The 19962-nt window shown below is 46.0% G+C and carries 18 protein-coding genes and 1 tRNA gene; 12 read left to right on the forward strand and 7 right to left on the reverse strand.

What is annotated here, in order from left to right:
* Positions 1–56: 56 nt before the first annotated feature.
* Both HMPREF9447_RS05820 and HMPREF9447_RS05825 read right to left on the reverse strand, forming a co-directional pair.
* Positions 57–2957 carry a triple tyrosine motif-containing protein gene (locus HMPREF9447_RS05820; protein WP_009128771.1) on the reverse strand — a complete coding sequence of 967 codons (2901 nt, stop codon included), beginning with the start codon at positions 2955–2957 and terminating at the stop codon, positions 57–59.
* A gap of 95 nt (positions 2958–3052) precedes the next feature.
* Positions 3053–3126: transfer RNA gene (locus tag HMPREF9447_RS05825), tRNA-Thr, on the reverse strand.
* 240 nt (positions 3127–3366) lie between these two features.
* Between HMPREF9447_RS05825 and HMPREF9447_RS05830 the strand changes: the two genes are divergently transcribed.
* The 6 genes from HMPREF9447_RS05830 to HMPREF9447_RS05855 all read left to right on the forward strand — a co-directional run bounded on the left by HMPREF9447_RS05830 (position 3367) and on the right by HMPREF9447_RS05855 (position 7780).
* A complete protein-coding gene (locus tag HMPREF9447_RS05830; protein WP_009128772.1) occupies positions 3367–3915 on the forward strand; it encodes a DUF4199 domain-containing protein in 549 nt (182 codons plus the stop codon).
* A gap of 63 nt (positions 3916–3978) precedes the next feature.
* The gene (locus HMPREF9447_RS05835) at positions 3979–4932 is read left to right on the forward strand and encodes a glycosyltransferase family 2 protein (protein WP_009128773.1); all 954 of its coding nucleotides are present in this window, start codon (positions 3979–3981) and stop codon (positions 4930–4932) included.
* 5 nt (positions 4933–4937) lie between these two features.
* Positions 4938–5441 (forward strand): DUF6452 family protein, encoded by a 504-nt coding sequence (locus HMPREF9447_RS05840; RefSeq protein WP_009128774.1) that lies wholly within the window; start codon positions 4938–4940, stop codon positions 5439–5441.
* Positions 5404–6168: a DUF6048 family protein gene (locus HMPREF9447_RS05845; protein ID WP_009128775.1), complete on the forward strand. Its 765-nt coding sequence runs from the start codon at positions 5404–5406 to the stop codon at positions 6166–6168. Before HMPREF9447_RS05840 ends, HMPREF9447_RS05845 begins: the two co-directional genes overlap by 38 nt.
* Positions 6169–6172: 4 nt before the next feature.
* Complete coding sequence (locus HMPREF9447_RS05850) at positions 6173–6754, forward strand: manganese efflux pump MntP (RefSeq protein WP_009128776.1); 582 nt, start codon at positions 6173–6175, stop codon at positions 6752–6754.
* Positions 6755–6763: 9 nt separating this feature from the next.
* Positions 6764–7780: an FAD:protein FMN transferase gene (locus HMPREF9447_RS05855; protein WP_009128777.1), complete on the forward strand. Its 1017-nt coding sequence runs from the start codon at positions 6764–6766 to the stop codon at positions 7778–7780.
* 120 nt (positions 7781–7900) lie between these two features.
* Here the strand turns inward: HMPREF9447_RS05855 and HMPREF9447_RS05860 are convergent, their stop codons facing one another.
* Together HMPREF9447_RS05860 and HMPREF9447_RS05865 are read right to left on the reverse strand one after the other, a co-directional pair.
* Positions 7901–8269: a DMT family protein gene (locus HMPREF9447_RS05860; protein WP_009128778.1), complete on the reverse strand. Its 369-nt coding sequence runs from the start codon at positions 8267–8269 to the stop codon at positions 7901–7903.
* Between the two features lie 29 nt (positions 8270–8298).
* Positions 8299–9054: an ATP-binding protein gene (locus tag HMPREF9447_RS05865; RefSeq protein WP_009128779.1), complete on the reverse strand. Its 756-nt coding sequence runs from the start codon at positions 9052–9054 to the stop codon at positions 8299–8301.
* Positions 9055–9197: 143 nt separating this feature from the next.
* Here HMPREF9447_RS05865 and HMPREF9447_RS05870 point away from each other — a divergent pair, with 143 nt between their 5' ends.
* The 4 genes from HMPREF9447_RS05870 to HMPREF9447_RS05885 are packed head-to-tail and all read left to right on the forward strand — an operon-like array spanning position 9198 to position 13026.
* Positions 9198–10634, forward strand: coding sequence for a tetratricopeptide repeat protein (locus tag HMPREF9447_RS05870; protein ID WP_009128780.1), 1437 nt, complete (start codon positions 9198–9200; stop codon positions 10632–10634).
* A gap of 2 nt (positions 10635–10636) precedes the next feature.
* Positions 10637–11107 carry an NfeD family protein gene (locus tag HMPREF9447_RS05875; protein WP_009128781.1) on the forward strand — a complete coding sequence of 157 codons (471 nt, stop codon included), beginning with the start codon at positions 10637–10639 and terminating at the stop codon, positions 11105–11107.
* A gap of 26 nt (positions 11108–11133) precedes the next feature.
* The gene (gene floA, locus HMPREF9447_RS05880; protein ID WP_009128782.1) at positions 11134–12135 is read left to right on the forward strand and encodes a flotillin-like protein FloA; all 1002 of its coding nucleotides are present in this window, start codon (positions 11134–11136) and stop codon (positions 12133–12135) included.
* Positions 12136–12147: 12 nt separating this feature from the next.
* Positions 12148–13026 (forward strand): nucleoside phosphorylase, encoded by an 879-nt coding sequence (locus HMPREF9447_RS05885; protein ID WP_009128783.1) that lies wholly within the window; start codon positions 12148–12150, stop codon positions 13024–13026.
* A gap of 82 nt (positions 13027–13108) precedes the next feature.
* Here HMPREF9447_RS05885 and HMPREF9447_RS05890 read toward each other — a convergent pair whose 3' ends face one another.
* The gene (locus tag HMPREF9447_RS05890) at positions 13109–15052 is read right to left on the reverse strand and encodes a PAS domain-containing hybrid sensor histidine kinase/response regulator (protein WP_009128784.1); all 1944 of its coding nucleotides are present in this window, start codon (positions 15050–15052) and stop codon (positions 13109–13111) included.
* A 133-nt stretch (positions 15053–15185) separates the two neighbouring features.
* Here HMPREF9447_RS05890 and mnmE point away from each other — a divergent pair, with 133 nt between their 5' ends.
* Together mnmE and HMPREF9447_RS05900 are read left to right on the forward strand one after the other, a co-directional pair.
* Positions 15186–16571, forward strand: a complete 1386-nt coding sequence (gene mnmE, locus HMPREF9447_RS05895) for a tRNA uridine-5-carboxymethylaminomethyl(34) synthesis GTPase MnmE (protein WP_009128785.1) — start codon at positions 15186–15188, stop codon at positions 16569–16571.
* A gap of 56 nt (positions 16572–16627) precedes the next feature.
* Positions 16628–17437 (forward strand): hypothetical protein, encoded by an 810-nt coding sequence (locus HMPREF9447_RS05900; RefSeq protein WP_009128786.1) that lies wholly within the window; start codon positions 16628–16630, stop codon positions 17435–17437.
* Positions 17438–17537: 100 nt separating this feature from the next.
* Here the strand turns inward: HMPREF9447_RS05900 and HMPREF9447_RS05905 are convergent, their stop codons facing one another.
* On the reverse strand, positions 17538–17954 hold the full coding sequence (locus HMPREF9447_RS05905) for a DUF5675 family protein (RefSeq protein WP_009128787.1): 417 nt from the start codon (positions 17952–17954) through the stop codon (positions 17538–17540).
* A gap of 9 nt (positions 17955–17963) precedes the next feature.
* Positions 17964–19646 (reverse strand): hypothetical protein, encoded by a 1683-nt coding sequence (locus HMPREF9447_RS05910; protein WP_394330284.1) that lies wholly within the window; start codon positions 19644–19646, stop codon positions 17964–17966.
* Positions 19647–19962 lie beyond the last annotated feature (316 nt).

A 19962-nucleotide genomic window follows, 5' to 3' on the forward strand; every position in this document is an offset into this window, starting at 1 on the left:
CCAGGTACGGACCGGGTAGGTAGAAGACCCGAAAATGGTCTAAATATCGGATATACCTACAATTTATTACTCAGATAATCCGTCAGGCTATCTTCACGTTCCAGCCCAAACTTCTTGCGCAAGCGATAACGAATGGTCTCTACCCCACGAACAGAAATGTTCAACAGAGGTGCAATTTCTTTGGTGGAAAGATTCATCTTGAGATAAGCACACATCATACGCTCATTATTGGAGAGGTCGGGATGCCGGGCATGAAGACGCTTCATGAAGTTATTGTGAATCAAATCGAACTGATCTTCGATTCGCTTCAACACCTCATCGCTCTGGATATTGGAGTCTATTTTACTGTTTATCACCACAAGAAGCTGCTTGCCTTCGCGGGCGCCTTCACCTTTCAGGGAGGAAGCCACTTTGAAAATTTCCGATTTAATTTCTGTAAGCATCTCGTTTTTGCGAACGAAGTTTATCATGAGGTTTGCCATCTCCTGGCTCTTATGCTGAAGATCATATTCCAGCTTTTCTTTTTCAAGTTGCATGATCTGTTTCTCACGGAGGGCTTTTTCGGCTTCGAACTCTTTTTCCATTTCATGCAATTCTTTATCTTTCTCCACAACAGCCTGTTGTTTCTTTCGTTTCACGCGAATATCATCCCAGCGATATACATACCAGAAACCCAATAGCGCCAGAATAAAGTAGCAGACATAAGCAGGAGCACTACGATACCAGGGCGGAAGAACACGGAAAGAAATATCATCCGCCGAAGTTGTTCCATCCGGATAAATCACTTTTACCTCGAAAGTATAGTCGCCCTCAGAAAGATTACTATATTCCTTGGTTCGCACGGTAGTATAATCCGACCAGTCCCCTCCATTCAGGCGATACTGAAAACGGACATCATCGCTCCCCAAAGCAATAAAGGAAAGACTATAATCAAAGCGGACAGAATTGGACGTATAATCAATAGTGAGAGATGGCTTCTTCCCGAGAAAATTGGCCGTAAATACCAGTGAATCTTTGGGATAAGTGAGATGCATGTTCCGGATATATACGGAATGAGTCAGATCTTGCCGATGCTTCACCGCCGGAATGGTAAATAAAGCAAAGCCTTCTTCGCTCGGAATCACTATAAGTGAGTCCGACAAAGGAATGAGCGCTTCATAAGGCGGCACAAGCTCCAGCAAAGACTGGCGGATGGGATTTATACTGGTATTGGCCCCTCGTTTATAAGTCCCCAGATTAGCTATACAGATTTCATGAGGGCTCAGACTAATGAGACGATCATGATATTCCAACAAGCGGGTATAAGGTACGGCTCCATTCAACAGATTATTCAAGTCGCTACAAGGTTCCATCATATCCTTATGAATATTATATTTATAGATCCCTTGCGGAGTAGCGAAATAAACACGCCCTTCTATCTTGGCAACATGTATATCACGCTCCACCGGAAGCCCTTCTGCCACGCCATAAAACTTCATATTAATTTGCCGGGTTAAATCTTCACTCAACTCAATACGCATAAGAGTACCGGAATTATAAACCCATAAAACCCTGGCAGATTCCTGCTCGAACAAACGGCACGAATCCATAAATCCATCGACTTTGCAAAGTACACTCCACTCTCCCGCTTTCTTCTCCAAAAGATAAATGCCGTTATAAACCCCGACAAACATCCGGTCAGGTTGCCCTACAACCTCCTGACAATACCAGGCACCCGTTATATCCGTTATGCGGCGCACACTGGTGCCTTTTATCTGAAAAATGCCACGATCGTGAAGGCAAAAGAGATCGTCGCCAATCTTACAAAGGTTCCAAACCTGACCACTGGATTGAGGAATGGGATGAATATCAGGCAAATCGCCATTCAACTTTACCGGATAAGAGGTATAATAAAGCCCGCGATTAGTGCCCAGATAGAGATACCCATCTTCTACGGCGGCCGTATAGCCCGTACCATAAGAATAGGGATATGAATACAGGTTAGTAAAAGAGGAACTAAGGGAAATGTAGTCAACCCCACTATCTAATCCCGCCCACAGATTGCCCTGACTATCGAAAGCAACCGAAAGCACGGTATTGTTGCGCAATCCGTTATTCTCATTGAAGTATTTCACATTCATCGTGGCACAATCTATCAGCAACACACCTTTATGAATGGTTCCCAAAGCTATTTTATCATCCTGGGAAGCCACGCAAAACACCTCATTTTCACGCATGAAGTCTTCGGCGCCGGTAATGAAAGGTACGGTAGTGCGTCCATTGCTATAAAACAGCCCGTCATACGCCGTAACAATAATGACGCCTCCGCCTTTATGGGGAATGATGCCACGGATACGGTTGGAAGCCAGAGACTCCGCTCCTTGTAAAGGAAAGAAAGTGTTTCCAACCAGCACCCACACGCCACGGTCGGTACCTATATAAAGGATGCCATTCACCATATTAGAACAATCTATTTTAGCATCCATTTCAATAGTGGTATATTTTCCATTCAGGTATTTCACCACACGGTCATCACCTTGCACATACAAGATATTGTCCGCTTCATGAATCCCCCATACATTGCCCAAAAAACGGGAATCAGCACCAAGTGTATCGGACATGCAATGATAAACCAATTCTCCATCTGCCGCCGGTTCATAGTAACCGAATTCATTGATACCACCTGCATATATTCTCTTTTGGATAGTGGATGCCAGCACAGAGCGCACATCTGAAAAGTTATTCATCGGAAATACCTTCCAGACATTTCCATCAAATTGCACCATGCCATTTTTATTGGCAAAGTACACCCAATGGTCATCATAAGGGGCTATCTGCCAAGTTTGTGTACCTTTCCCATAAAGGTTTTTATCAAAGTTGACAATGAAATTATTCCAGCCGGCAAAAGCTCTGCCAAAAGGCATCAGAAGGAGAAGTATAAGAGTCAGATATGAGGAATGAGGTTGTATCCGTATCATAATATTAGATTTTGCGGAACAAAGCTATTACTTTTTTCGCGAAAAACAAATAAAAAAAGAGATACATTCTTAAGTAGAACATATCTCTTTTCTTGAGCCTCTTGTCGGATTCGAACCAACGACCCCGAGATTACAAATCACGTGCTCTGGCCAGCTGAGCTAAAGAGGCGGGTGGGTAAGCTTACTATATCGCGCCGCTACAACCAACTACCTTTGCTGCGATCAAGCCCTGGAGGATTCGAAGGGAGCTGGCCGTATAGGACTTACCCGTATTTTTGTTTGCGGGTGCAAAGGTAGACATTTTTATTAAACTTGCAATACTTTGCCCAAACTTTTTTCAACTTTAACAAGAATACAAAGGTTACAAACAATATTATTTATACCTTTGCGGCCATATTCCTAATGAAAGATGACAGAAAATAGAGGTTACTTACAACGATATGCCATGCTATTCGGCACTTACCTGGGGGGATTTTGGATTTTGAAGTTCATTCTATTCCCTCTGGGGTTAACTGTACCATTCTTACTTTTCCTTTTCGGGGGACTGACTTTATGCGTGCCTTTCATGGCATACTATTATGTACGCATGTACCGTAATCATGTATGTGGCGGCACCATCAGTTTCCTTCATGCATGGATTTTCACCGTATTTATGTATATGTTCGCCGCTTTGCTTACGGCCGTGGCACATTATATCTATTTCCGCTTCATCGATCAAGGCTTCGTACTGGACACTTATGAAAGTTTGCTGAATAACTTCGAGGCAAACATATTGCCGGGAATGGATGTATATATCGACCAGTTGAAAGATGCTTTGAGCGTGATGCGTTCATTGTCTCCAATAGAAATCACCATGCAATTGATGTCTCAGAATGTATTCTATGGATCATTGCTTGCCATTCCTACTGCTCTGTTCGTCATGAAACGGCCACCGGTGGACCATATAGGGGGAAGATAGAGTGATAGAGTGGTGATAAAAGTAATTTTTCAATCGTAAATCGTTAAATTGTAAATAAGAAAGATGGATATTTCAGTTGTCGTTCCTTTGTATAATGAAGAAGAGTCTCTTCCGGAACTGTACGCATGGATTGAGCGGGTAATGAAGGCCAACGGCTTTTCATATGAAGTGATTTTCGTGAATGACGGAAGTACCGACCGCTCTTGGCAGATTATCGAAGAACTGAGCCGGAAATCGGATGCCGTGCATGGCATTAAGTTCCGCCGCAACTATGGCAAGTCACCGGCGTTGTTCTGCGGTTTCGAGAAGGCACAAGGAGATGTGGTAATCACAATGGATGCAGACTTGCAGGATAGTCCTGATGAGATACCCGAATTGTACCGGATGATTACAGAAGACGGTTACGACCTGGTGTCCGGCTGGAAGATGAAACGCTATGACCCGATTTCGAAGACCATTCCTACAAAATTGTTCAATGCAACCGCCCGGAAGGTATCCGGTATCAAGAACCTGCATGACTTTAATTGCGGACTGAAAGCCTATAAGAAAGATGTGATAAAGAACATCGAAGTATACGGCGAAATGCATCGCTATATCCCCTACCTTGCCAAGAACGCAGGTTTCAATAAAATCGGAGAAAAGGTGGTTCAACATCAGGCACGTAAATTCGGAAAAACAAAGTTCGGCGGACTGAACCGTTTCTTCAACGGATACCTGGATTTAATTTCACTCTGGTTCTTGTCGGCCTTCGGAGTGAAACCGATGCACTTCTTCGGGCTTCTGGGTTCGCTGATGTTCATCTTCGGTTTTATCTCGGTAGTCATTGTGGGAGTCATGAAGTTGTATCACATGCACTACGGAATGCCTTATCGCCTGGTGACGGACTCCCCTTACTTCTACTTGTCGCTAACCGCCATGATTATCGGAACCCAGTTGTTCCTTGCAGGCTTCCTCGGCGAACTGATTTCGCGTAACGCCCCCGAACGAAACAAATATCAAATCGAAAAAACAATATAAAGGCTATGAGAAAATTAGTAAAACTAGTATTGCTTTGTCTGATTGCTTACCCCATTGCCGCCATCGTCTCTTCTTGCTCGGAAGATGAAGATTGCTCCATGAACGCACGTCCGATGATGGAATGCTTCCTCTACACGATAGACAGGGAAAATAATAATACGGTGCTGAAAGACACACTCGATTCGTTGACCATTACCGCTTTTGGTACGGACTCCATCATCCTCAACAACCAAAAACGAGTGCATGGATTGTCGTTGCCATTACGCTATACGGCCGACTCCACCGTACTGGTATTCCATTATAGCAAAGACCCCAAGATTAAAAAAGATACAATTGTCATCCGCCAGAAGAACACCCCCTATTTCCTCTCTATGGATTGCGGCTATCAGATGAAACAAAGTATCACAGGCAGAGCTTATAGTCGCCACAATCTTGATTCCATATACATTCAAAAAGCAGAAGTAATCAGCAATGGAACGGAAAATCTTAAACTCTTTTATCGTAATTAGTCTGGCGTTTTGCTTGCTGGCCGGACTTCCGGTACGAGCGCAGAACAACAACCGCCCTCCTGCTTCCAATCCGCCAAAGGAAGAAAAAAAAGAGGCAGACGAGGTGTTTTTCCCGCTATACAATGGCGTGACCGTGAGTGTGGACTTGTGGGGCATCGGTAGCAAAATGCTTGGGGGTGATTTCCTTAGTTCGGAAGTGGCCGTCGACGTCAACCTTAAGAACCGTTTCTTTCCGATAGTGGAGCTCGGATATGGCAGCACCGATACATGGAACGACAATGGTACACACTACAAAAGCAATGCGCCTTATTTTCGTGTCGGCATCAATTATAATGCCCTTTATAAGAAGAAATTCGATAATTTCCTGTTTGTCGGCTTACGCTACGCCATGAGTAGTTTCAAATACGACATAGAAGCCCTTTCCATAGACGACCCTGTTTATGGCGGAGGCATTGGAAATCCCAACCAGATGGATGACATCTGGGGTGGTAGCGTACCTTTCAATCATAAAGGAATGAAAGGATCAATGCAATGGTTTGAATTCTGCGTAGGTATCCGTGCACATATTTGGAAACAACTCTACATGGGGTGGGGATTGCGTTTCAAATTCCGCACCAGTTCATCTACGGGAGAGTATGGCGATCCGTGGTATGTGCCCGGATTCGGTAAATATGGCTCAAACACAATGGGTGTAACTTATACAATCACTTATAAACTACCATTCTAAACTTATGACCGGATTAGAGATTTGGCTTCTTGCCGTGGGACTCGCGATGGATTGCTTCGCTATTTCTATTGCCAGTGGTATCCTTCTAAAACGTACGCTATGGCGGCCTATGCTGACCATGGCGTTTTTCTTTGGATTATTTCAGGCCATCATGCCACTACTTGGGTGGATAGGCGCCAGTACATTCAGCCATCTGATAGAGAGTCTGGACCACTGGATTGCTTTTGCCATCCTCGCCTTTCTGGGCGGACGCATGGTCAGGGAGTCTTTCAAAGACGAGGATTGCAAAAAAGAATATGACCCGAAAAGCCTGAAAGTGGTGTTGGCATTGGCCATAGCAACCAGCATTGATGCACTAGCCATCGGGGTATCATTCGCATTTCTGGGTGTACGGGACTTTTCGGAAATACTTCCGCCGGTTTCTATCATCGGCTTCGTTTCGTTCGCCATGTCTCTTATAGGACTCCTGTTCGGCATCCGATTCGGTTGCGGCATTGCACGAAGGTTACGGGCAGAACTCTGGGGAGGTATCATCCTGATTATCATCGGAACCAAAATATTAGTAGAACATTTGTTTTTCAGTTAAACCCCAATTATGGAAAAGAAGGTACAGAGAAATTTCTTATGGATTGCCCTGCTCGTACTGGGAACAATCTGGATACTTGCGCGCCACAACCGCACAGAGCCCTACACCACCGTGAACGGACTGATATTCGGTACGGTTTATAAAATCACCTATCAATATGACGGCGACCTGAAAGCCGAAATAGACGACGAGTTGAAGCGTTTTGACGGCTCATTGTCACCTTTCAATGACACGGCCACCATTACCCGGATTAATCGCAACGAAGATATAGTGCCGGACACTTTCTTCACCAATGTATTCAATCGTAGTATGGAGATTTCCAAAGAGACGGATGGCGCATTCGATATTACGGTTGCTCCGTTGGCAAATGCCTGGGGCTTCGGTTTCAAGAAAGGGGCATTCCCCGACTCGGCCATGATAGATAGCCTGTTGGAAATCACCGGATATACCAAAGTAGCTCTATCCGAAGAAGGGAAAGTGATGAAACAAGATGCACGCATGATGCTTTCGTGTAGTGCCGTTGCCAAAGGCTATGCGGTGGATGTCATCGCACAATTCCTTGCAAAAAAAGGTATCAAGAACTTCATGGTAGATATAGGTGGAGAGATTGTGGCACGTGGAGAGAACCCGAAGAAAAGCTCGTGGAGAATCGGTATCAACAAGCCCGTAGATGATTCATTGTCCATCAACCAGGAATTGCAAACGGTGCTGAACGTGAGCGATGTAGGCATTGCCACTTCGGGCAATTATCGTAACTTCTATTACAAGGACGGAAAGAAATATGCACATACCATAGACCCGAGAACGGGGTATCCTGTGCAACACAACATCTTATCCGCCACCGTAGTAGCCAAAGATTGCATGAGTGCCGACGCTTATGCCACCGCATTCATGGTAATGGGACTGGAAGAGGCGGAACGCTTCGCAAATGCACACCCGGACATTGATGCTTGCTTCATCTATACGGATGAGAAAGGGGAACTCCAAATTTATTATACGAAGGGGATGGAGAGGTTTATAGAGTAATTAGTAGCTAGTAGTTAGTAGCTAGTAGTTAGTAGTTAGTAGCTAGTAGAATAGTCCTGTTTATAAAAACGGTTATAATCCGGACTATCTCCTACTTACTACTTTACTACTTGCTACTAACTACTTATAGAACACGAAATACACCGCCAGCACCAAGCAGACAAATGCCGCAAAATGATTCCAATGCAACGCTTCACCCTTAAAAAGAACAGTAGTGAACACGGTGAAAATGATAAGCGTAATCACCTCTTGAATAATCTTTAGTTGTATCAAAGAGAAAGGCCCGCCATTACCAATAAAGCCAATGCGATTGGCGGGAACCAAACAAAAATACTCCGCAAGAGCGATACTCCACGAAAATAAAATGATGGCATAAAGCGGCCAGTTCGTAATCACTTTCATATCTTGCAACTTCAGATGGCCATACCATGCAAAAGTCATAAAGATATTAGAGACTATTAAAAGTAAAATAGTATAAAGACCTTTCATTTCAATGATGGATATTTTAAGGGTGAATATTAGTCTAAATTATCAAATTTCTTAGGCAGAAGTTCTTCCTGTATATTCGTCATACTTCCCCAAAGGCTATAGCGAGCTTCCGGATTCATCTCTTCCAACTGATGCAGAATACCTTTCATGTTACTACGGTGGGATTGCGCCTCATAAGGGCAATTCTTCACCTGTTTGCGATATCCCCTGATTTGTGCCAACTCCAATAAATCGGCCTCGTGCACCAAACACATCGGACGAATAATCGTCATGTCGAACTTCTTCATTACCAAACGTGGCGGCATGGAACTGAACGCTCCCTGAAAAGTGATATTCATCAACAGGGTTTCCAATATATCATCCATGTGGTGGCCCAATGCTATCTTATTACAACCGTGCTCCTTGGCAACCGTAAACAATGCCTTCCGACGGTTCCATGAACAAAGGAAACAAGGGGACTTGCGAGTATCCGTACTTGCATCGAACTCTGTCTCATACAACACAAAGGGCACCTCCCACGACTCCACATACTCACGAAGATACGTCCAATCGCTCTGATAGGGAATATTCTTCATAACCACATGAACGGCAACCACCGAAAACTTAGGCTTAAAGATGCGGGCACGCTTTGCCAACAACTCTACCAGTGCCAAAGAGTCTTTGCCACCCGAAAGTCCGATAAGTATCTTATCCCCATCCTCTATCAGACCATATTCCACCAATCCCCTACTGAACCGCTTTTCAATGCGGCGGATGGTTTTCTCTTCTTCGGTAAATTGCGCCATAATGATTTAGCTTTTTTGCGTTGCAAAAGTAAGAGAAAAGAATGATTTATAGAAGAATTAACAAAATAGAATAGCGGAATCCGGCATTATTCCCGATTAATTTGTATTTTTGAACATTGGAATTTGTAAGTTGGATAAGTAGCATGAAAAAGAGATATATTTTACTCCTTCTATTTTGTTTTATATTAGTCGGTGCATCAGCACAGACGTTGGAGCAGGCTAAAGCTTTCTACAACAAAGGGCAATACGAGCAAGCCAAACCCATTTTTCAGAAATTCGTTAAGACACAACCGGCAAACGGAAATTATAACTTATGGTATGGTGTGTGTTGCCTGGAGACAGGAGAACCCGATGTAGCGCTGAAATATCTGGAAACCGCCGTCAAAAGACGCATACCCAGCGGCCAGTTGCATCTGGCACGAACTTATAATGATTTGTACCGTTTTGAAGAAGCCATCAAGTGCTACGAAGACTATATCAGCGACCTTAGCAAAAGAAAAAAGCCGACCGAAGAAGCCGAAAAACTTCTGGAAAAGAGCAAAAGTAATTTTCGCATGCTGAAAGGTATTGAAGAAGTTTGCATCATCGATAGCATCGTAGTAGATAAGGGGCGTTTTCTGGAAGTTTATAAAATCAGCCCCGAATCCGGCAAGCTATTCATGTACAATGACTTTTTCCAAGATAAGGAGGAAGTAGAGGCCACCGTATACGAAACGGAACTCAGCAACAAAATTTATTATGGCGAACGCCAGCCCGATGGCAAGCTCAGTATTCTCTCCCGCAATAAAATGCAGGGTGAATGGGGAAAGGGCAGCTTGTTGCCCGGTAGCATCAACGACTCCGTCAATGCCAACTATCCGTATGTATTGACGGATGGCGTGACTATCTATTATGCCGCCGATGGCGAAAATTCAATAGGCGGATATGACATATTCGTTACTCGTTATAACACGAATACCAATACTTATCTGACGCCGGAAAATATGGGAATGCCTTTCAACTCTCCCTATAACGACTACATGTTCGTTATCGATGAATTTAATAACCTCGGATGGTTTGCTTCCGACCGTTACCAACCGGAAGGAAAGGTCTGCATCTATGTATTCATTCCCAACCCTTCTAAGCGAGTGTACAATTATGAAGCAATGGATAAGCAAAAAGCCATCCGGCTTGCCCAGATTCATTCCCTGAAAGATACTTGGGTAGACCAGAATGCCGTATCCGAAGCACAACAACGCTTACAGACCGCGATAAACGAGAAGCCACAAGTAGAACAGACATATGACTTTGAGTTTGTCATCGATGACCATACTACCTATCATCAATGGAGTGATTTTAAATCTCCCCAAGCCAAAGAGTTGTTCAGCAAATACCGTCAACAAGAAAAAGACTTCAGACAACAACTGGATAAATTGGAAGAGCAACGTTCGTTGTACTCCCGTGCCAATGAAAATGATAAAGCCAAACTGACACCCGCCATACTTGATCTGGAAAAGCGGGTACGGTCATTGTCGGACGAAGTGAAACGCGCCGCCATTGAAGTGCGCAATACCGAAAAACAAACTTTAAAACCCAAATAACTATGGACATACTTATCATCATCGTACTCATCATTGCGGCGGTTATCCTCTTCCTGGTAGAACTGTTCGTTATCCCGGGCATCAGCATAGCCGGACTTTTGGCGGGTGGTTGCATCATCTTCGCTAATTACTATGCCTTCACCTATCTGGGCACTATGGGCGGATTCATTACGCTTGGCATCTCAGCAATAGCTTGCATAGGTTCGCTGATACTATTCATGCGTTCCAAAACGCTGGACAAGGTGGCACTGAAAAAGAATATCACGTCGAAAGTAGACCGTACGGCCGAAGACAAAGTGAAAGTCGGTGATACGGGAGTAGCTTTCACACGTCTGGCCTTGATAGGAAATGCTGATTTTGACGGGAACATCGTGGAAGTGAAGTCCATGGACGGTTTTCTGAACGAAAAAACCCCTATCATCGTAAGCCGCATTACAGACGGCGTGATTATGGTAGAGAAGAAAAAAGATTAGTATTCACACTTAATATCGTATAAATCATGAACGTAGACTCTATGTACTTAACTGCCTTTCTTGTGATAGGAGGCATTATCTTCATCGTACTGTTCTTCCACTATGTTCCTTTCTTCCTATGGTTGTCCGCCAAAGTTTCGGGAGTCAGGATTTCATTGGTGCAATTGTTTCTAATGCGTATCCGTAACGTGCCCCCCTACATCATCGTGCCGGGCATGATTGAAGCGCACAAAGCCGGACTGAGCAACATCACCCGCGACGAGCTGGAGGCTCACTACCTTGCCGGCGGACACGTGGAAAGAGTGGTTCATGCATTGGTGTCCGCCTCCAAAGCGAACATCGAATTGTCCTTCCAGATGGCCACCGCCATCGACCTTGCCGGACGTGACGTATTCGAAGCGGTTCAGATGTCGGTAAACCCGAAGGTGATTGACACTCCTCCCGTGACGGCCGTGGCTAAGGATGGTATCCAGTTGATAGCAAAGGCTCGTGTGACGGTGCGCGCCAATATCCGCCAGCTGGTGGGTGGTGCCGGTGAAGACACTATCCTGGCACGTGTGGGCGAAGGTATCGTATCTTCCATCGGTTCGTCCGAGAATCATAAGTCGGTATTGGAAAACCCGGATTCAATCTCTAAATTGGTGCTCCGCAAGGGGTTGGATGCCGGTACGGCATTCGAAATCCTGTCCATTGATATTGCTGATATCGACATAGGTAAGAACATCGGTGCGGCATTGCAGATTGACCAGGCAAATGCGGATAAGAACATTGCCCAAGCCAAGGCCGAGGAACGTCGCGCAATGGCCGTAGCCAGCGAGCAGGAAATGAAGGCGAAAGCTCAGGAAGCCCGCGCAAAGGTGATTGAGGCAGAAGCAGAAGTGCCTAAGGCTATGGCAGAAGCATTCCGTAGCGGCAATTTGGGTATCATGGATTATTACCGAATGAAGAACATCGAAGCCGATACTTCCATGCGTGAAACCATTGCCAAACCTACAGGTAATAACTCAAACCAGCCATTGAGTAAATAACCCGGTAAAAATATGAAAAAGTATTTTGCATCTTCCGAACTCATCATCAATGATGACGGTTCCGTATTCCACCTACACGTAAAGCCGGAATGGCTGGCAGACAAAGTAATCCTGGTGGGCGACCCGGGACGGGTGGCATTAGTAGGCTCGCACCTTGAGAACAGAGAGTGTGAAGTAGAAAGCCGCGAGTTCAAAACCATTACCGGTACCTATAAAGGTAAGCGCATCACGGTGGTTTCCACGGGTATCGGTTGCGATAACATCGACATCGTGATGAATGAGTTGGACGCTCTGGCAAACATTGATTTCAACACGCGGGAAGAGAAGCCCCAACTCCGTCAACTGGAGCTGGTGCGCATAGGTACTTGTGGCGGCCTTCAACCCAATACCCCCGTAGGTACATTCATTTGCTCGCAAAAGTCCATCGGCTTTGATGGCTTGCTGAACTTCTATTCGGGACGCAATGAAGTGTGCGACCTGCAATTTGAACGCGCCTTCCTCAACCACATGGGATGGTCGGGAAACATGTGTGCCCCCGCTCCTTACGTGATTGATGCCAATGCCGAATTGATTGAACGCATTGCCGCCGATGACATGGTGCGTGGCGTAACCATTGCCGCCGGTGGTTTCTTTGGTCCGCAAGGGCGCGAGTTGCGCATTCCGCTGGCCGACCCGAAACAGAATGAGAAAATCGAGAACTTCGAGTATAACGGCTATCGCATCACCAATTTCGAGATGGAAAGCTCCGCACTGGCGGGGTTGAGCCGCCTGATGGGACACAAAGCAACCACGGTATGCATGGTGATTGCCAACCGCTTGATTAAAGAGGCCAACACGGGTTATAAGAATACCATTGATGTACTTATAAAAACGGTACTGGATAGAATCTGATAGAAACATCCCCACAATGTAAAGAAGAGGTTGCGTAAAAAAATAAAATTACACAACCTCTTCTTTCGTTTATACGATAAATCTAAATATACTTGATGATAGTCTCCTTCAACTTTTCGTAAGTATAAGGTTTCGCAATAATATCATTGCATCCGGCGGCCAACGCCTGTTGTTGCTCAATCAGGAACGCATTAGCCGTCACGGCCACAATTGGCAAATCGAGCGTAATGGCACGTATCTTCTCCGTGGCCTGAATACCGTTCATCACCGGCATTCGGATATCCATCAATATCAGGTCGGGACGTTCGCGCAAGAAACTATTGATGGCTTCCTCCCCATTTGTAACCCACGAAATGGTATAATCTTTTTTCAACAAGATATTTATCTGCATGAAGTTCGACTCCGTATCTTCGGCTATCAGGATTTTCTTCCTGCCATCCACCCTAAGCCCCATGTCGGCCACGTTAGCCCCAACGGTTACACCATCCGGGTTAAATAAGGATTGCTGATAAGGAAGCGTCATCACAAACGTGCTACCCACTCCCGCCTCAGACTCTACGGAAATCTTTCCGCCCAACCTTTCAACGATGCTCTGGCAAATGGGAAGTCCCAATCCCGTTCCCTGAACAAAATCATTCAACTTCTCAAAACGGTTAAAAATCAAAGGCAATTTCTCTCGGGGTATTCCGCACCCGGTGTCGGTCACATACACCTTCAGCCACTCCCCTTCCGTCGCCAAGCCCAACGTAATGGAACCCTCACACGTGTTTTTAATGGCATTGGAAAGGAAATTAAACAACACTTGCGTAATCCTGTTCCGGTCCACCATAATCCAGACCTCCTCATCCGGACGCACCACCTCAAAGCGGATACCCGTTTTCATCTTCAAGCGGTGCACCTTCTCCACCTCGTCAATCAGTCCCGTCATCTCGGTCAACTGGATGTTCATTTCCGACTTTCCGGACTCGATGCGAGAGAGGTCGAGGATGTCGTTGATGAGTTGCAACAACAAGTTGCTATTCTTCTGAATGATATTCAGATACTCCGCTTTCTCCTTCTCATCTTCCGTCAGAGCAATGATTTCCGAAAAACCGACAATGGCATTCAACGGGGTACGGATTTCGTGGCTCATGTTTGCCAGGAACACCGACTTCATCCGGTCCGCCTCTTCCGCCCGTTGCTTCGCTTCAATCAATTCATTGGAACGCTGAACCCGGTCGCCAATGTCATGTATCAGAGCCATCACCTTGTTGTCTTCAAACGGGGATATGCGCGCTTGGAAGTAATGCCTTTCGCAATTATCCACGTCCAGCGGATACTCTATTTCTTTCAACTGGCCGTCTTCAAGGCATTGGTGGATGTTGCGCAAAAACAAATCGCTGACTTCGGGAGAGTAGATGGAACGCCCGTCGGCTCCCTTCAACTGGTTCACCGGATGAAGCAAAACCGTATCGGAAGACATCAGCACATCGGTTATGAAGAAATTATCGTCAAGGATGAATATGAATTCGGGCAATGCCTCGATAATCTTCCGGTTCCGCTCTTCTATGCGCAAGATGTGGGCCTCCCTCTCGCATTGCCCAGTAACGTTTACGGTATAGCACAACAATCGCTCCGGCTTTCCGTCGCCGTCCTTCTCCACGGATAAGAGGCGGTCCTCCAGCCAGACTATTTCACCGTGAGCGCCTACGCACCTGATTCGTAGGAGGGTTGTTCCTCCAAAGCCATCCAACTTCTTTTGAAAACCGTCCAATGACACCAGATGCTTATCGTCAGGATGTACAAAATTGAAAAACTCTTCCAGATTCCGGTAATGGATGCCCACCTTGTCCAGACCTAAACTCGCAAAATACTCTTCGGTGAAAGTACACTCCAGGGTTACGATATTAATCTCCCAAAGAGCAATCTGATGAGCGGCCAAAACAGATTTGACTTTCAGGAAATTCTCTTTTATTTGTTCTAAACTTTCGTTCTCTCCAACGGTTGCAGAGAGCGATTCATGCATTTTTATTTTGTCTTGCGCCATACTAACGATATGTATTATATGAAGGCCACATAAAATTGAGCAAATGTAATAAAAAAGAGTAAGTTATATACAAACGTGCTCATTTTTTTACCCGAAAAGTCTATCTTTGCAATCCAAATAACGAAAATATATGATGAACCAAGATACTATCTGTGCCATAGCCACGGCTCAAGGGGGAGCAATCGGGAGCATACGTGTCTCAGGACCGGATGCCATCAGCATAACCAGCCGCATCTTTACTCCGGCAAAATCGGGTAAGACCCTAACCGAAAGCAAACCTTACACACTGACTTTCGGACGGATATATGACGGCGAGGAAGTTATTGACGAAGTACTTGTCAGCCTCTTTCGCGCCCCGCACTCTTATACGGGAGAAGATTGCACGGAAATCACTTGCCACGGTTCCAGCTATATCTTGCAACGGGTGATGCAACTACTCATCCATCAGGGTTGCCGCATGGCCCAGCCCGGCGAATACACCCAGCGCGCTTTCCTGAACGGGAAAATGGACCTGAGCCAAGCGGAAGCCGTGGCGGATTTGATAGCCTCGTCATCCGTCGCCACCCACCGCCTTGCCATGAGCCAGATGCGTGGAGGGTTCAGCAAAGAGTTGGCGGACTTGCGCAACCAGTTGCTCCACTTCACATCGCTTATTGAGTTGGAACTGGACTTTAGCGACCATGAAGAGTTGGAGTTTGCCGACAGGACCGAGCTTTGCCAATTGGCGGATAACATTGAGGCGGTCATCTCCCGCCTTGTACACTCGTTCAGCGTAGGAAATGTAATAAAGAATGGAGTTCCCGTAGCCATTATCGGTGAGACAAATGCCGGGAAATCTACCCTGCTCAATGCGTTGTTGAACGAAGACAAGGCCATTGTGAGCGACATTCACGGCACCACGCGAGATGTCATTGAGGACACCGTAAACATGGGTGGAGTCACGTTTCGTTTTATTGACACGGCGGGCATCCGGGAGACGAATGACACCATTGAAAGTCTGGGCATAGAACGCACGTTCCAGAAGTTGGAACAGGCCGAAATTGTGCTCTGGATGGTAGATGCAACGGATGCCGCTTCGCAAATCAACCAATTGTCCAAGCAAATACTTCCGCGTTGCGAAGGGAAACACTTGATTCTTGTATTCAATAAGGCAGATTTAGTGACCGATGCTTCAAGCGTCGTCCCTGCCGGTTTTCCTGACAATGTGCAATCTATTTCTCTATCAGCCAAACGGAGGACAAACATCGATGAATTACAACAAATATTGATAAGTGCGGCTAATCTTCCATCGGTGACACAGAACGACGTAATCGTTACAAATGTTCGTCATTACGAGGCTCTTACGCATGCCTTGAAAGCGATAAAACGTGTACAAGAAGGGTTAGCAAGCAATCTATCCGGGGATTTCGTGTCTCAGGACATCAGGGAGTGCATTTTCCATTTAAGCGATATTGCGGGAGAGGTGACTAATGACATGGTATTACAAAACATATTTGAACATTTTTGCATCGGGAAATAGACATGCCAGCTAATCACCAATAATTCACAAATTAGAACACTAAAAATATATTATTTATGAGCGAGATTAATATTCCAAAAGAAAATGAAGGTTTTATCTACACCATCCTCTCATTCGAGAGAAACGTCGAGATAAAATGTAACAAGAACTGTCGTTATATTAAAGAAAGAAAATACTATCAAGATTGTCCAGACCAGTTAACGACGGGAAATGGCAAAACTAAACCCCAATTTACTGCTGATAAATTGGTCCTAAACATAAAAAACATCGGAGGACATGAGAATTGGACATTCGCCTCTAATGAAGTTTTATTGGTGGATGGAGAAGGTTTTATCCATGAGGGCGAGTTTATGTGCTACGAGAATCTACCCGTAAACTACGCAGGTAAAGGACAGCAACTTTTACCTCAAACGCAGATGAATTTCATATTATTATTCTATCCTTTGCCTGAGAATGTCAATGTATCGCGCTTCAAAATTAATATATATAACAAATGGACGGATTTTATCCTTCAGGATTTTGATGAGTCCGTTTCATCCCTTTTCAATGCGGTGAAGAAAAAGGAAAAAGTAATTGAGTATGATGAAGAAGGTGAAAAGAAACATATTTCCAATACCTATCTTGATTACAACCTAAAATATGACCTTGAACGGTTCGAAAAAAGACTATTAGATCTGAAAGTGAAATTGTTTTCCCGATTCAACAATGTATTGACCCAAGCCGAAAAGACAAAATTAGACAATAAAATAACAAGCGAAATATATGCATTAGATCTTGAATTGGAAGAGAAGCAAGAAGCCGAATATAATCAGGTAAAAGAAAAATTCACCGCTATCAAGAATGAATATACACGAAGAGCTAAATAAGGACGAAAAAAGAAAATATTAATTGTAGTGTAGCAACCTATCATATAATATGCAAAAGAATACACTTTGTTTATTATATGATAGGTTGAAAGAAGTTTTATCACCTCACGTTTATCCATATCGCCTCATCCCTTCCTCGTGCCTCCGTGATGGCCTTCACGAGCCGGTGCGTCCAGATATTTGAGTTGAGCACCATACCCGGTTTGAGATTCTGCCCCACGAGGATACACCCTTCGGTATCGTTCGCCGTGTTGCCCGCATGGATGCGAATGCCCGTGAACAGGGGCACGTGAATGAGTAGCGGAAGCCACTTCTGGAATTTCGGCGAAAACGTGACAACTACCGGATAACGCCCTTCGGGGATGGCGGTGCGACCGGCCACCTTCCGGCCTTTCCGCCCCCACCCAATGTCGCGCCACGTAGGTTCCAGAGTGTCACAAAAAGGTTTATCATCTATGGCCAAATGACCTATTGTATAAGTCTTACGCTTGGCTATGCGTGTCAATGTCAGCTCCATAAGTTGTTTTTAATTTTTAATTTTCAATTTCTTCACGTTCCTGTATTTGTCATTTGTCACAATTGTCACGTAACGGCGGTGCACCCATTGGCGTAGCATCGCCCCCGTGCCTTCCGCATCCATGCCCTCGGCTTGGCGCACGCGCACGGCATCGGCCAGGGTGAACTCCTCAGGAAGCAATTCCAACAAACTCCGGCGTCCCGGCGTGCGACGCCCCACCTCCGCCCCCATCGTCTGCGCCTCCTTGATGGCCGAGCCGAAGAATTCCATCTTACACCATAGGTCGTACTGGAGACTCCAGCGAACGAATTCCTCCATCGTCTTGTCCCACCGGTAACCATTCGCCACGTAGAGCACGCACGCCTTGAGGTAAGCGATGACGTTGGCACGGAAACTCAGATTTTCGTACACCCGGTTTTGCGAGAGACGGGCAAACTCCGCATTCTCTTCCTTCAACTTCACCGCCAATTTATAGGCTTGCGGACAATCCACCAGCCCCGTGGCACGCGTCAGGTTCTCGATGTAGGGACGAAGTTCCTCGTTGAAATTGGCATCATACGAACCATAGACGGGCATCTCGGCTCCAATCTCACGTTCGGGGATGGTGCAGAAGTTGATGCGCGAGATAGGGCCGTCGGTCAGCACGCGAGAGAAGTAGCGCTTCCCCTTCTGGATGGTGGTGGCGGCGTTCCAGTTGAAGCGGATGGTTACTTTCTCCGTCACGCTCATCGCCCCTACACGGGTTTGTCCATAGCGGTTTCCGGGGTCGAAGGCAAGGCACATGATTTGAAATTGTTGTCCGCCGTGGCCCGAACCGCGCAAAGCATCGAACTGGTCTATTTCGTTCAGCTTTGTGTAGAGGAAGTGGCCGTCCGCCTCGGCGGTGCGCATCACGAAAGCGGGGTTGGTCATGTCGGCGTCAATCTCTTGGATGACCAGCCCTTCGGGACGCGCACGCTTATCCTTGTTGGCACCTTTCGAGTTCACCTCGTTCTTCCACTCGCGCTCGCGTTGCAGGTTGTCTTCGTCGCGGCGGCGCACGTCGGCCATGATGCGGTTGATGGGTTCGGAGATGCAATCCTTGCCCGCGCCGGTGCCTGCCATGAGCACGTTCATCAAGGTGGCTTCGTGCTCCACATTGTCGATGTAGCGGAAGCGTACCCTCCACAGATGGGCGGCAAGCGCGGGAAAGACGGCGTGCGCCACGGCAGGGCGATAGAGGTCGGGGGTGCGGCTCAGGAGGAGTTTGACGAGGGCGGGCAGGCGCTTGGGGAGAGCCGGAGGGAGGGAAGCTGCCCCACTCATGGCTTGTAGCTTGTAGCTCATAGCTTGTAACGCCCTCTTCACCGCCTCTTGCATCACCTTCGGCATGGAGTAGAACTTGGCGGTGCAGGCGGAATGAATCAGTCCCCGCATCTCTTCTTCCGATAGCCCGTAGCGGGGCATCGTGCTGAGCATCAGCACTTCGTCATTGTCGGCAATGTAACGCAGATGAGACGCCAGACGGTGGAGTTTATCGTTACGCTCACCCTGCACCGGTTCGCCACCCGAGAGGCGGAACCACTCGGAAATGATGTCCGCATAAGGAATCCCCTTGAAGTTCAGTCCGGAATTCGTCTGCCCGGAGTCGGCGTTTAAAATATCCGCCATCTTCAAGTCTTCATCTGTCGTCTTCAAGGCTTCATCTGCCACCTTCAAGTTTTCATCTGTCGTCTTCGTAGCCTCCCCTATTTTTTTCGGAGTCTCCGCGACTTTCGGAGTACATTTTGTAGTAGTAACTCGATTCTCCTCCTCCGGGGAGGTTGTGTAAAAAGTAAGAATCAAGTGTTCTTTGACATATTGTATAAAAAGGATTTTATATCTTTGCTTTGATAACAATAGGATTAATTTTATGGGCTATATTCAACCTTTTGATCGCAATCAACTGACTCTTCCCGAGTCTTTAGATTCTTATATCTCTTGTGAGAACCCTGTTCGTCTGATTGATGTTTTTGTCGATCAGTTTATC

Origin of the sequence: Bacteroides oleiciplenus YIT 12058, assembly GCF_000315485.1 — a bacterium.
GTDB classification, from domain to species: domain Bacteria; phylum Bacteroidota; class Bacteroidia; order Bacteroidales; family Bacteroidaceae; genus Bacteroides; species Bacteroides oleiciplenus.